At 67.8% G+C, this 12,983-nt stretch carries 10 protein-coding genes and 3 tRNA genes (1 of these 13 running past the window's edge); 7 read left to right on the top strand and 6 right to left on the bottom strand.

Translation table 11 applies throughout. The annotated features are described in order from the left end of the window. Nucleotides 1-670, bottom strand: the 5' portion of a protein-coding gene (locus tag ACQP2E_RS00755) for a cryptochrome/photolyase family protein (protein WP_433827967.1). The gene continues 656 nt to the left of window position 1, outside the view; the window shows 670 of its 1,326 coding nt (coding positions 1-670); the start codon lies at nucleotides 668-670; the stop codon falls past the left edge of the window. After that, nucleotides 670-1,557 carry a phytoene/squalene synthase family protein gene (locus tag ACQP2E_RS00750; protein ID WP_433827966.1) on the bottom strand — a complete coding sequence of 296 codons (888 nt, stop codon included), beginning with the start codon at nucleotides 1,555-1,557 and terminating at the stop codon, nucleotides 670-672. The genes ACQP2E_RS00755 and ACQP2E_RS00750 overlap by 1 nt, the downstream gene beginning before the upstream one ends. A gap of 67 nt (nucleotides 1,558-1,624) precedes the next feature. Between ACQP2E_RS00750 and ACQP2E_RS00745 the strand changes: the two genes are divergently transcribed. From ACQP2E_RS00745 to ACQP2E_RS00715, 7 genes are all read left to right on the top strand, one after another. Beyond that, nucleotides 1,625-2,692, top strand: a complete 1,068-nt coding sequence (locus ACQP2E_RS00745) for a polyprenyl synthetase family protein (protein WP_433827965.1) — start codon at nucleotides 1,625-1,627, stop codon at nucleotides 2,690-2,692. 31 nt (nucleotides 2,693-2,723) lie between these two features. Then, nucleotides 2,724-4,205 carry a phytoene desaturase family protein gene (gene crtI / locus ACQP2E_RS00740; RefSeq protein ID WP_433827964.1) on the top strand — a complete coding sequence of 494 codons (1,482 nt, stop codon included), beginning with the start codon at nucleotides 2,724-2,726 and terminating at the stop codon, nucleotides 4,203-4,205. Then, entirely contained in the window at nucleotides 4,202-4,813 is a 612-nt protein-coding gene (gene idi / locus ACQP2E_RS00735; protein WP_433827963.1) for an isopentenyl-diphosphate Delta-isomerase, read from the top strand. Before crtI ends, idi begins: the two co-directional genes overlap by 4 nt. Continuing rightward, on the top strand, nucleotides 4,803-5,717 hold the full coding sequence (locus tag ACQP2E_RS00730; protein WP_433827962.1) for a MerR family transcriptional regulator: 915 nt from the start codon (nucleotides 4,803-4,805) through the stop codon (nucleotides 5,715-5,717). The genes idi and ACQP2E_RS00730 overlap by 11 nt, the downstream gene beginning before the upstream one ends. A gap of 173 nt (nucleotides 5,718-5,890) precedes the next feature. After that, nucleotides 5,891-5,963: transfer RNA gene (locus tag ACQP2E_RS00725), tRNA-Glu, on the top strand. Between the two features lie 52 nt (nucleotides 5,964-6,015). Beyond that, nucleotides 6,016-6,089 (top strand) — tRNA-Asp (locus ACQP2E_RS00720). Nucleotides 6,090-6,102: 13 nt separating this feature from the next. Beyond that, a tRNA-Phe gene (locus ACQP2E_RS00715) sits at nucleotides 6,103-6,179 on the top strand. 1,540 nt (nucleotides 6,180-7,719) lie between these two features. Here ACQP2E_RS00715 and ACQP2E_RS00710 read toward each other — a convergent pair. The 4 genes from ACQP2E_RS00710 to ACQP2E_RS00695 all read right to left on the bottom strand — a co-directional run bounded on the left by ACQP2E_RS00710 (nucleotide 7,720) and on the right by ACQP2E_RS00695 (nucleotide 12,936). Beyond that, nucleotides 7,720-7,872, bottom strand: coding sequence for a hypothetical protein (locus ACQP2E_RS00710; RefSeq protein WP_433827961.1), 153 nt, complete (start codon nucleotides 7,870-7,872; stop codon nucleotides 7,720-7,722). Nucleotides 7,873-7,936: 64 nt separating this feature from the next. Beyond that, on the bottom strand, nucleotides 7,937-9,955 hold the full coding sequence (locus ACQP2E_RS00705; protein WP_433827960.1) for a calcium-binding protein: 2,019 nt from the start codon (nucleotides 9,953-9,955) through the stop codon (nucleotides 7,937-7,939). Between the two features lie 170 nt (nucleotides 9,956-10,125). Next, nucleotides 10,126-11,496 carry a calcium-binding protein gene (locus ACQP2E_RS00700; protein ID WP_433827959.1) on the bottom strand — a complete coding sequence of 457 codons (1,371 nt, stop codon included), beginning with the start codon at nucleotides 11,494-11,496 and terminating at the stop codon, nucleotides 10,126-10,128. Between the two features lie 198 nt (nucleotides 11,497-11,694). Further along, the gene (locus tag ACQP2E_RS00695) at nucleotides 11,695-12,936 is read right to left on the bottom strand and encodes a calcium-binding protein (protein ID WP_433827958.1); all 1,242 of its coding nucleotides are present in this window, start codon (nucleotides 12,934-12,936) and stop codon (nucleotides 11,695-11,697) included. Nucleotides 12,937-12,983 lie beyond the last annotated feature (47 nt).

Below are 12,983 nucleotides of genomic sequence, written 5' to 3'. Positions count from 1 at the left end.
TCTTGTCACCAGCCATGTCGTCGTGCGCGTCCGCGTACCCATCAATCGTGCGCAACCATGCGGTGAGCTGGCGCTGACCGAGGGTTTCGCCGCCCTCGGCGGCGTGTGGTGAATCGCCGCCGGGGATCGCCGGGAGTTGGCCGGCAGTGACGCCGTCGGGGAGCTTGACCCAGAGCGGCGTGTTGAACTGTCTCCGCCAGAGGGCCTTTGACCAGGTACGGAAGTACGGCGTGAAGACCTTGTAGCTGGCGCCGCCACCGCCGGGGCGCAGCGTCCCCGGCTCGACGACCGTGACGCCGGGGTGCAGGCGCAGGTTGAGCCGATGCCGTTCGCACTCCTGAAGAAGTCGGCTCTCCCGGCGGCCGGCATATCCGCTGACGTCGGCGGCGAGATGGATGGTCCCGGCGTCGTGCTCGCGAGCCAGCCGGATCGTCTCGGCAACCGGGTCGCCGGTACGCACAACCAGATCCCCACCACGCTGACGAAGCTTTTCACGCAGGTCAGCCAGGCACTGGTGGAGGAAGCGTGACCGGTTTCCGGACAGGCCGGCCAGTTTCGGGTCGAGGACGTAGAGCGGGATCACCCGATCCGCGTCCGCGCATGCCTCGGCGAGCGCGGGGTTGTCGCTCACCCGGAGGTCCCGGGTGAACAGCACGACGGCGGTGCTCATCAGGCCGCGACCTCAATCGGCGTTCCTGGCCTGGTCAGCAGGCTGCGGACGGCGACGGCGGCGCGACGGCGGTTCGGCACCGTGGCACGACGGGCGAAGACGTCGTAGTCGGCCGCTTCAATCTCGGCCAGGATCCCGCCGTAAAGCTGGAACGCGGTCCGCATGCAGGCCTGGGAGGCGGGTTCGAGCAGCGGGATGCCAGGCGCGGCGGCCACGTAGTGCTCACGAGCCCGGGCAATCTCCGCCTTGATCAGCTCCTTGACCGCCGGGGTGGCAACGCGGCGCTCCAGGATCTCCTGGGTCACGCCGAACTCAGCGAGGTGCTCCTCGGGCAGGTAGATCCGGCCTCGGTCGAGGTCCTCGGCGACGTCCCGGATGAAGTTGGTGAGCTGGAACGCAAAGCCGAGCTGCCGGGCCGGTTCCCGGGCTGCTGCCCGGTCGGAGGAGCCGAGTATCGGCAGCATCATCGTGCCGATGACCGCGGCCGAGCCCTCCATGTAATCGAGTAGGTCGTCGTAGGTGGCGTACCTGGTGACGGTGATGTCCATCGCCATGCTGCGCAGGAACTTCTCGAAGTCCTCGAGGTCCAGGTCGAAAACCGCGATCGTGTGCAGCACTGCGGGCAGCAGCTCGTCGTCGGTCGGCTCGCCGCGCAGGCCGGCCAGGAACTGCTCGGACCACGCGGTGAGCAGCGCGGCACGCTCGGCGGAGGGCCGGGACTCGGTCCGATCGACGATTTCGTCCGCATATCGGGTGAATCCATAGAGAGCGTGCACATGCCGGCGCTTCCACCCCGGTAGCAAGCGGGTCGCCAGGTAGTACGTCCGTCCGTGCTCGCGGTGCAGTTCGCGGCAGCGCGCATACGCCGCCGTCAGATCGGTATCCATCCGGGCCTCCCGGTAAATCGACGCACGAATCGACGCAACTTCAAGAAGTTAGGGTACGGTACTGCTCGTGGCTAATCACACCCTCGAGGGACATCGCCTTGAAGCGATCCCACGCCAGCCGGTCTCGCATCGGGCGCTGATCGGCGCTGTCGAGGGGACTCTCGCCGACTTCCTCGCCTCGCAGACCGCCGCCCTGGACGCCGTCGACCCGGCTCTCGGCAACTTCGCCCGAACCGCTCGTGACCTGGTGCTGGCTAGCGGCAAACGGCTGCGGCCGACGTTCGCCTACTGGGGCTGGCGCGGCGTTGTCGGCCCGGCCGAGCCTGTCGATCCGGTGCTGCCCGCACTCGGCGCTCTTGAACTCATGCACACGTTCGCGCTGGTCCACGACGATCTGATGGACGAGTCGGACACCCGGCGCGGCCGGCCGACCGCGCACCGAATCTTCGCCTCCCAGCACGGCGAGCACTTCGGTGGCTCGGCCGCGATCCTGGTCGGCGACCTCTGCCTGGTTTGGGCCGATCAGCTGCTGAGCCACACCCGGCTCCCGGCGCCGGCGCTGCTGGAGGTCCGCGATCGGTACGACAAGATGCGCGTCGAAGCGATAGCCGGTCAGTACCTCGACGTCCTCGGCGAAAGCGACCCCGGTTCCTGGTCGGTGGAGCGGGCGCTGACCGTCGCCCGGCACAAGACGGCCAGTTACACGGTGCAGTGGCCGCTCTCGTTCGGCGCCGCGCTGGCCGGCGGCGACCGGCGCGTCGACGAGGCGTACCGGGTCTATGGCACCACCGTCGGTGAGGCCTTCCAGCTGCGTGACGACCTGCTCGGCGTTTATGGCGACCCGGCGATCACCGGCAAGCCGACCGCGGACGATCTGCGGACCGGAAAACCCACCACCCTGCTCATGCTGGCCCGGCGGATGTCCTCCGAGGCCCAGCTCGCTGCCTTCGCTGCCGGCGACGTCGCGCAGCGCGCGACGATCATCGCGGAAACCGGCGCTCCCGACCAGGTCGAGGAGATGATCAGGGTACGCGTGGACGAAGGCGTCGCCGCCCTCTCGGAAGCTCCTATTCACCCGGACGCGCGTGCTGCCCTGGTCGAGCTGGCCACAGCCGCCACGCACCGCCCGGCATGATGTCTTTCCCCCCTCGTTTGGAGCATCCCTCGTGCGTGTTGTGACCGGACCCACCGACCGGGTCGTCGTGGTCGGAGCCGGCCTCGGCGGCTTGGCCTGCGCTCTTCATCTGGCCGCGGCCGGACGCCAGGTCACCGTCGTGGAACGTGAGCCGATACCCGGCGGCCGGGCCGGCCGCCTCTCGATAGGTGGTTACGAGTTCGACACCGGGCCGACGGTGCTGACCATGCCGGAGCTGATCGAGGAACCCCTCGCTGCCGTCGGCGAGAAGCTCTCCGACTGGCTCGAACTGACCCCTCTCGACCCGGCATATCGGGCGTATTACCCGGACGGGTCCACGCTTGACGTCCGTACCGACACCACCCGGATGGCTGCCGAGATCGCCCGCGTCTGCGGAGCCCGCGAGGCCGACGGATACCTGCGGTTCGTGGACTACACCCGCCGGCTCTGGCAGCTGGAGCGCAACGACTTCATCGATCGCAATCTCGACGCACCCACCGACCTGCTCGGCTTGAACCTTTTGCGTCTTCTCGGGATGGGCGCGTTCCGTCGCCTGCAGCCCAAGATCGAACAGTTCTTCCGTGACCCCCGTACCCAGCGGATCTTCTCGTTCCAGGCCATGTACGCGGGACTCGCACCGCACGACGCGCTGGCGATCTACGCCGTGATCGCGTACCTCGACTCGGTTGCCGGGGTCTACTTCCCGGTCGGTGGCATGCACGCGGTTCCGAAGGCCCTGGCCGGCGCAGCCGAGAAACACGGCGTGACGTTCCGTTACGACACCACCGTCGAGCGGGTGCTCACCACGAACGGGCGGGCCACCGGTGTCGTCACGGCCGGCGGCGAGCACATTCCGGCCGACGTCGTGGTGCTCAATCCGGATCTTCCGGTCGCATACCGTGACCTGCTCCCAAGCCGGCGGCAGCGCTCGCTGCGTTACTCACCGTCCTGTGTGGTTCTTCACCTCGGCTCCGACCGGACCTACTCGAAGATCGCGCACCACAACATCCACTTCGGAAAGGCCTGGAAGGGTACGTTCGACGAGGTGATCAACAAGGGTCTGCTGATGAGTGACCCGTCACTGCTGGTCACCAACCCGACCCGGACCGACCCGACCGCGGCACCCGACGGCAAACAGACGTACTACGTGCTGGCGCCCGCGCCGAACCTGGAAGCCGGCCCGATGAACTGGCGCGGCGGCCTGGGCAAGCGGTACGCCGACGAGCTCCTGCAGGTGCTGGAGAACCGTGGTTACGTCGGGTTCCGGGACGGCGTCGAAGTGCAGCGGATCATCACGCCCGCCGACTGGGCCGATGAGGGAATGGCCGCCGGGACACCGTTCGCGGCCGCGCACAGTCTCACGCAGACCGGACCGTTCCGCCCGTCGAACCTGCACCCCACCCTGCCCAACGTCGTCTTCACCGGTTCCGGCACCCAGCCCGGCGTCGGGGTGCCGATGGTGCTGATCTCCGGGAAGCTGGCGGCGTCGAGGATCACCGGTGATAAGCGGTGACCTCCCGTGAGGCGCATCTCGTCGAACTCGTTGACAACTCCGGGGTGCCGCTCGGGTCGGCGACCGTGGAGGAGGCGCATGTCGCTCCCGGCCAGCTGCACCGGGCGTTCTCGGTGTTCCTGCTCGATGATCAGGATCGGGTGCTTCTCCAGCAGCGGGCCACGGTCAAGACCCGCTTTCCGTTGCGCTGGGGAAACACCTGCTGCGGGCATCCCGCACCGGGTACGCCGGTGGCCACGTCAGCGCTCGAAAGACTTGGCGAGGAGATCGGCGTCGGCGGGGTTTCCCTGGTCGACGCCGGTGTCTACACGTATTTCGCCGAGGATCCGGTGACCGGGCGGGTCGAGCGGGAGTACGACCACGTGCTGGTCGGGCGGCTGCCGGTCGGCACCCAGTTCCGGCCGGATCCGGCTGAGGTCGCGAGGTTGCTGTGGGTTTCCGTACCCGATCTGCGGGAGCGGCTGGAGAGCGATCCCGGGTCTTACGCGCCGTGGCTGAGTGGTGTGACCGCGCGGCTGGAGGCGTATTTGACCTCGGTTTCGTCGGATTCTCGGCCTGTGTCGGCTTCTCCGCCTGTGTCGGTTTCGGAGCGGTTGGGTGGGAAATGACGGCCTGAGTGCGGGCGCCGCAGCCCGGCGGCTCGGCGTCGCGGTCACCACTCTTCGCACCTGGCATCAGAGGTATGGGCTCGGACCAAGCCATCACGAACCGGGTCATCATCGGCGGTACACCGTCGAGGACATGGTCCGGCTGCAGGTCATGCAGCGGCTCACGGCACAGGGCGTGGCGCCGGCCGAGGCTGCCGCCTGGGCGCAGAGAGATCCCGCCGCCGCCTCACCCCCTGATGTTTCAGGGGATCAGTTTTCCGAGGCTCCGGCCGGCGGCGGGCAGACCATCGCTCTCGGCCCCCATGCGAACCCGGCCGCTCGCGGGCTAGCCCGGGCGGCGATGCGGCTCGACGGCCCGTCGATGCGCTTCATCATCGAGGGCGCCGTCACCGGCCGCGGCGTCATACCCACCTGGCAGCACGTGGTCATGCCGGTGCTGATCAGCATCGGTGAGCGCTACGAGGCGACAAAACGATTCATCGAGGTGGAGCACCTGCTCTCCCGCACGGTCACCGAGGTGCTCGCCGGGGTGCCACGGCCACCTCGTGATCGGGAACCCCGTGCACTGCTGGCCGCGGCGGACGAGGAACAGCACACGCTGCCCTTGGAGGCGCTGGCTGCCGCGCTGGCCGAGATGGGGGTGCCTACCCGGTTGATGGGTGCCCGGATGCCGTCTCAGGCGCTTGTGGACGCGGTGGTGCGTACCGGCCCGGCGGCTGTGGTGGTGTGGTCGCAGCTGCCGGCCACGGGGCGTGTGGAGCAGTTGGAGCAGCTCTTGGGCGTACCCAATCCGCCTTTGATCCTTGCCGCAGCCGGACCCGGCTGGCCGCCCGACGCCTTGCCCCCCGCAGTAACCACCTTCCGTGACCTCGCAGGCGCTGTCCGTGCCGTGGCCGCCGCATGACCCTCACGTTTCCGCAGGTCAGCGACTTGCAGAAAGAAAGGGGGGTACCGATTTGGAGACCGCTCGGGGGATCACATATGCTTTGCAGGCACTCAACGGGGCGCGGTTGAAGGCGAAGGCCACCAAGCGTTGCTGATCTCGCGGCCAGCGAGATGTGTAATGATGGAGGAGTTGCCCTCATCGTCTAGTGGCCTAGGACGCCGCCCTTTCAAGGCGGTAGCACGGGTTCGAATCCCGTTGGGGGTACTGGTAAGTTAGCGACGCGAGTTGCTGATGAACCGGAGCAAGTGAAGAGCAAGGTCCTGTGGAGCAGTTGGAGTGCTCGCCGCCCTGTCAAGGCGGAGGTCGCGGGTTCAAGTCCCGTCAGGACCGCAACAAATTGCACGGCCAGGTAGCTCAGTTGGTACGAGCGTCCGACTGAAAATCGGAAGGTCGGCGGTTCGACCCCGCCCCTGGCCACCAGGCCCTCGCCGGGCACTGAGCATCGTCCACCTGCGGAAACGCTTGGTGGACGTTTCGCTTTCCCGGGTGTTTCCAGTTGACCTTTGCGGTATGCGTGGTTTTCGTGGGCTCACTCCGCCGCTGATGGACTGCCGACATTGCTCAGGGTTGTCGCGGATGCGGGCGTCGTAATCGGGCGTGAAGATCTCGGCCTGTCCAGGGCTTCGGCGGCGGGTTCACCAGTTCGTTCGAGGTCCAGTCGGCATCGCCAGCCGCACGTCTTCACACGCGCCCGCTCCGATCTTGTGAACTTCCCCGAACCGTTTGCGGGGGTTTCCATAAGATCGGCGTAATCCGCGTCGATCTTGTTGACTTGAGCGGCGGCGTGCTCGGGAATCTCAACAAGATCGAGGAAAGCTCGAACCCCGTCCGTGCTGACCGCCACGATCCGTTCTGACCGCCGCGATCCGTTCTGACCGCCGCGATCCGTTCTGACCGCCGCGATCCGCCACAACGGCACAGCTGCCTCCGCCCGTCGTCACACCAAGCCGCCAGCCAGCGGATCGCCAACATGTGCAGCGTCGCCGGAGCAGGCAGAACGCAAATCCACTCCGGAAGCACGCAACCGGCCGACGATTTGGGTGGGCTGCCGCAGACGGTGTTCGCGGATGCCGTGATGGCCATCGGAACGTGATCGATGTTGCGCCGTCAGGTTTCGCCTTCTTCAGCATGCCGATGCGGTGCGGTGAAGAAGCGGAGTGAGGGCCCACCGTGGGCTCGGAGCCACGTGGCGCGTGCACGGGGGCACGCGTGCACGGGGGGCACGGGGGGGGCACGGGGGCACGGGGGCACGGTTCAGCGTGGGTGGGGTCGCACGGTCGCTCCGTTTGGCGTGGGTGGGGTCGCACGGTAGCGGTCTGTGTGACTTCATCACGGCCAGGGCGTGGCCCAGGGCACACGGTGGCGTTATGTGCGACCTGACCCACCCTGCGACAGTGTCGGCCGTGGTCCCGCGAGGAACCGGCGGACCAAGATCGCGGTGAGTCAGACGGGTGTGCCGAATCCGGGCTCGATACGTGCCTTAATTCAACACGCGCTGGCGGGGTTGCTCGCGGCCCGCCAGCCTGCGGACCCGCCAGGCACCCCGCACCCACCGGAACCGCCCGGCTGACCGGGGCCGGCCGCCAGGGCGAGCCCTAGCTCCAGGCAGGCCACCGGACTCTCATAACGAGACGGGATGTGAAAGAGCCTGTGCTGTCACCGGGAGGCGGGACGTGAAAGGGCCCGCGCTGTCACGGGGGAGACGGCGCGGGCCCGAACGCAACCATAGCGACGATCTTCGGGTTGAACGAGGGGCTGTGGAAGATCCATAGCAAAAGCACAGGAAGCCGTACAGAAAACGGCCCGGCAACCGGGCTGCCGGTCCTACTTGGAGAGTGTCGCCACCGGCCGGGACTTCGTGTACACAAGCGCGGCGCTGCCAGGCGACGAGAACGCGGAGAATGAGGCAAACGCGGAGAACGCCGAGAACCTGGAAGCAGCTTGACCTTGTCGCCAAGCGTCACGGTTTCGCCTTGCCGGCCAGCCCCTTGAAATGGACGGCGCTGGTGCCGAAAACTCCGCCGTGCCCATCGGCGCAACCTGGGCCGGAGCTGCCAGGAAAGCTGTCGACAGGAAGCAGGAAGTCGGCCAGCACCCGCGGGCCAGCACGCACGGAGAGCAGAAAGCGGCCCGGCTGTCCTAACGAACAACCGGGCCAACTGTCTACAAAGTAGGACCTACTTGGTCGCGGCCGCGATCCGAGCCTTGGCCTCCGCGAGCACCGTGCCGGCGGCAGCCGGGGGGCCGGCCGCGTACGCACGAGAGGCGGAGACGCCGGACAGGTCCGGGTTGATGAACTCGCAGTCCGGGGCGATACCGCCGGCCATCACCAGGCAGATGTCACCGGTGACGGCGTTGTCGCCGCCTTCAAGCAGGTCGTACGCGGTGTCGCTGCCGACCTGCACGCCGTTGTCGTCGACGTCCTCGCCGATCAGGAAGTCATCGCCGGCCTCGCCGAGGATCCAGTCGTTGCCCGCCATGCCGACCGCGAAGTCGTCGTCCGCGCCGCCCCAGATCTGGTCGTTGCCGTCGCCACCGGCGATCGCGTCGGCACCGGCGTCACCCTTGATCAGATCAGCGCCGGTCTCGCCGATGATCGTGTCGTCACCGGCACCGCCGGTGAGGCTGTCGTCGCCGGCGCCACCGAGCAGGTAGTCCGCACCGTCGTCGCCGTAAAGGTGATCGCCGCCGGCCGAACCGCCGATCTGGTCGTCTCCGGCACCAGCCCAGATGGTGTCGTCATCGTCGCCACCGACCAGGATATCGGCGCCGGCCTCGCCCCGGATGTTGTCCGAGTCAGCGCCGCCGTCGATCGAGTCGTCGCCGTCGCCGCCGCTCAGCGTGTCCATGCCGGCGCCGCCCCAGATCTTGTCATTGCCCGCCAGGCCGTTGACGAAGTCGTCGTCCGCGCCGCCGTCGACAGCGTCGTCGCCGGCACCGCCGCCGATGCTGTCGCGACCGGCGCCGCCCCAGATCTTGTCGTTGCCCGCGTCGCCGGAGAGACCGTCGTCCTCGGTGCCGCCGTCGATCGCGTCGTTGCCGTCACCGCCGTAGAGACGGTCGGCACCGGCCACACCGATGAGCTGGTCGTTGCCGGCTTCGCCCCGGAGCTCGTCGCCGCCGGCGCCACCGTTGAGGATGTCGTCGCCCGCTCCGCCGCTGATCGCGTCGTCGCCGTTGCTGCCGCCCAGACGGTCGTTGCCTGCCTCGCCCCAGACGACGTCGTTCTCGGTGCCACCGTCGATCACGTCGTTGCCGTCGCCGCCGCGTACCTTGTCGATCCCGGCGCCGCCGGCGACCTGGTCGTTGCCCGCGTACCCGTAGATCGTGTCGTTGTTCGCGCCGCCGTCGACCACGTCGTTGCCGGCGCCACCGCTGATCGCGTCGTCGCCGGTGTTGCCGACGAGGCGGTCGTTGCCCGCGTCACCGTAGATGGAGTCGTTGTTCGCGCCGCCGTCGATCTGGTCGTCGTTGTCGCCGCCGCCGATCGCGTCGTTGCCGGCGCCGCCGTACAGCTTGTCGGTGCCGGCTTCGCCGTACACGGTGTCGTTGCCGGCGCCACCGTCGATCACGTCGTTGCCGACGCCGCCGGAGAGGCGGTCGTTGCCCGTGTTGCCGACCAGCCGGTCATGGCCGTAGTCGCCGTACGCCTTGTCGTTGCCAGTTCCGGCGTCGATCCCGTCGTTGCCGGTGCCGCCGTAAACGGTGTCGTCGCCCGAGCCGCCGTAGAGGTTGTCATTACCGGCGCCACCGACGAGCTTGTCAGCGCCGGAGCCGCCCTGCAGCTCGTCAGCGCCCGAGCCACCGGTCAGGGTGTCGTTGCCGGTGCTGCCGTCCGCCAGCAGGAACACCTTGGTGTTGTTCTTGGCCGAGTCGTTCTTGTCGCCCAGCGCCACGCTGATCTTGGCAGTCGTTTTCGAGGTCGTGCACTTGACCTTCGTGGCGTCGACCTTCTTGCAGCCCTTGCCCGCCTTGAGCGCGACCCGGTCGTCGAGGGTCACGGTCCGGCCCGAGATCGTGATCGTCAGGGCGTTGGTCGCGCCGGTGAGTGCCTGGAACTGGACGGTGTTCGTCCCGACCACCTTGGCGAGACCGGCCGAAGCCGCCTGCGCCGGCGAGGCGAGGATTGCGGTCGAAGCGACTGCGACGGCCGCGGCGCCGATGGCCGCCATGGCTGTACGTCGGGACAGGAACATCAAGAAACCCCCGTTGGAGCTGGAGTGATCGGCATCATTGCAGCGCCTGAAGATCCATCTGCCAACTCCGGTCCCATAGAACGGGACCGTACCGACGCATTGACCAACATCTGGAAACGCAGAACGGTCCGGCCGCTCGGTGAGCGACCGGACCGTTCAGGAAGTACTACTTACTTGCGCGCGCCCTCAGCCCCGGCGCCCGCCCGGGCCTTCGGAGCCTCGAAACCGGAGCCGGCGCTGCCCGCGGACTTGGCCGAGAGGCCGCCGCTCACCGAGTCCGGGACCGCGGACGCCTCGCAGTTGATCGCCGTACCCGCGGCGAGCACCACGCAGATGTCACCGACGGTGCCGTTCGTGCCGCCGTCCAGCTTGTCGGTCGCGGTCGGGCTGCCGATCGGGGTGCCGTCGACGTCGTAGTCGTCGGCGATCAGCTCGTCGTCGCCCGCGTCGCCCCAGAGCCGGTCGTTGCCGGCCAGGCCGTAGATGACGTCAGCGTCGTTGCCGCCGCTGATGTTGTCGTCGCCGTTCTGGCCACCGATGTAGTCGAACCCGGCCTCGCCCCAGACGAAGTCGTTGCCGTCACCGGCCGCCACGAAGTCGATGCCGGCCCCGCCCCAGACGCGGTCCACGCCGGCCTCGGCCCAGACCTCGTCGTCGCCGTTGTTGCCCCAGACCTTGTCGTCGCCGATGCCGGCCTGGATGTGGTCGACGCCGTCGCCGCCGGACAGGGCGTCGTTGCCGTCGTAGCCGTACACCTCGTCGTCACCGGCGTCACCGTAGAGGGTGTCGTTGCCGGTGTAGCCCCACAGGATGTCCTTGCCGACGCCGCCGCCGAGCTTGTCGTTGCCGAGGCCGCCCCACAGCTTGTCGTCGCCGGCGTCGCCGTACACGGTGTCGTGGCCGACCTCGCCGTCCAGCTGGTCGTTGCCCGCGCCGCCGTAGATCTTGTCGTTGCCGTAGTAGCCCCACAGCTTGTCGTTGCCGGCGTCGCCGTAAACAGCGTCGTCGCCGGTGCCCGCGTCGGCGTAGTCGTTGCCAGCGCCGGCGTAGAGCTTGTCGGCACCCGACTCACCGAAGAGGTTGTCGTTGCCGCCACCGCCCCAGAGCTTGTCGTTGCCGGTGTAGCCCTGCAGCTCGTCGGCGCCCGAGCCGCCGGTCAGCTTGTCGTTACCGGCGTCGCCGAAGACCAGCGAGGCCACCTTGGTCTTGTTCTTGAACGAGTCGTTCTTGTTGCCGAGAACAGCAATGATCTTGGTGGTCTTCTTCTTGGTGGTGCACTTGACCTTGGTCTTGTCGACCTTCTTGCAGCCCTTGCCCGGCTTGAGCGCGACCTTGTCGTCAAGCGTCACGGTCCGGCCGGAGATCGTGACCACGAGCGAGTTCACCTTGTTCTTGGCGGCCACGAACTGGACGGTCGAGCCGACGACCTTGGCGGCGCCGGTTGAGGCTGCTTGAGCGGGCGAGGCAAGAATGGTCGTCGAGACGGCCGCGACGCCGATGGCGGCCAGCGCCGTGCGGCTGAAACGGTTGAACAGGAACATGCGGAACCCCCGTGTCCGATTTCAAAAGATCGAAGCGCAGGGTGCACAGTCCTCCCCCGCATCGATACATCTCAGCCGCCGTGCACCGGGAAACCAAGCGCTATCCCATGGAACGGGACCGTACCGACGCATTGACCACTCTGTGGACCACGAGAAGGGGCCCGGCATCAGCCGGGCCCCCGTTTGTCCTGGATGGTGTTACTTGGTGATCTCCGCGAGCAGCCGCGCCTTGACACCCTCGAGAGCCGGGTTGACGCCCCGAGCAGAAGACGCCGATGCCGAGAGCGACTCGACCGGCAGCTCGTACAGCTCGCAGCCGGACTTGGTGGCACCGGCAAGAACGAGGCAGATGTCGGCGTCCACCTGAGCACCGCCGTCGACCCGGTCGGTGGCGGTCGCGTTGCCGACCGGCTTGAAGTTCTCGTCGATCGACTCGCCGACCAGCAGGTCGTCCTCGGTGGAGCCGGAGAGGACGTCGTTGCCGGCCTCACCGACGAGGCCGTCGAAACCGGCCTCACCGAAGATGGCGTCGTTGCCGGTGTAGCCGAGTGCGAGGTCGTCGCCCGCGCCGGCCGAGATCCGGTCGTTGCCGGCGCCGCCGTCGAGGAGGTCGTCCTGGTTTCCGCCGAGCAGCTTGTCGTCGCCCGCCTCGGCGTTCACGAAGTCGTAGCCGTCGCCGCCGCTCAGCACGTCGTTGCCGGCCCCGCCGAACAGTTCGTCGTCCCCGGCCTCGCCGTACGCGTAGTCGTTGCCGGCTTCAGCGTAGATCTCATCGATCCCGGCGCCGCTGAAGATCTTGTCGTTGCCCGCTCCGGCCCGCACGACGTCGTTGCCGGCCGCGGCGTAGACGACATCGTTGCCGATCCCGCCGTAAACGAGGTCTTTGCCGGCCTCGCCGTTGACGACGTCGTTACCGGCAGCCGCGTCGACCTTGTCGTCGCCAGCGCCCGCGTAGATGGCGTCGTTGCCCACGCCGCCGAACAGCTTGTCGTTGCCGCCGACGCCCCAGATCTTGTCGTTGCCCGGACCGCCCTGGAGCTCGTCCACACCGGCGCCGCCGGTCAGCTTGTCGTTGCCCGTGCCGCCGTTGGCCAGCAGAGCGACCTTGGTCTTGTTCTTCACGGCGTCGTTCTTGTCGCCCAGCGCCACCTTGATCAGCTTGGTCGCCTTCGGCGTCGTGCACTTGACCTTGGTCTTGTCGACCTTCTTGCAGCCCTTGCCCGGCTTGAGCGCCACGGTGTCGTCAAGCGTCACGGTCCGGCCCGAGATCGTGATGACGAGCGAGTTGGCCTTGCCGGTCAGCGCCTGGAACTGGACGGTCGTCGAGCCCGTCACCTTCGCCAGACCGGCCGAGGCGGCTTGAGCCGGCGACGCGAGAAAAGCGGTCGAAGCCACTGCGGCGCCGATGGCGGCCAAGGCAGCTCGGTTGAACAGGAACATGCGGAATTACCCCCGTGTCAGGCATGAACTGGTCGACGTCGATCTCA

The sequence above is a fragment of the Actinoplanes sp. CA-015351 genome (assembly GCF_050955685.1).
Classification (GTDB): Bacteria; Actinomycetota; Actinomycetes; order Mycobacteriales; family Micromonosporaceae; genus Actinoplanes.
Note: the sequence above shows the minus strand (reverse complement) of the source record. Positions and strands in the feature narration are given on the sequence as shown.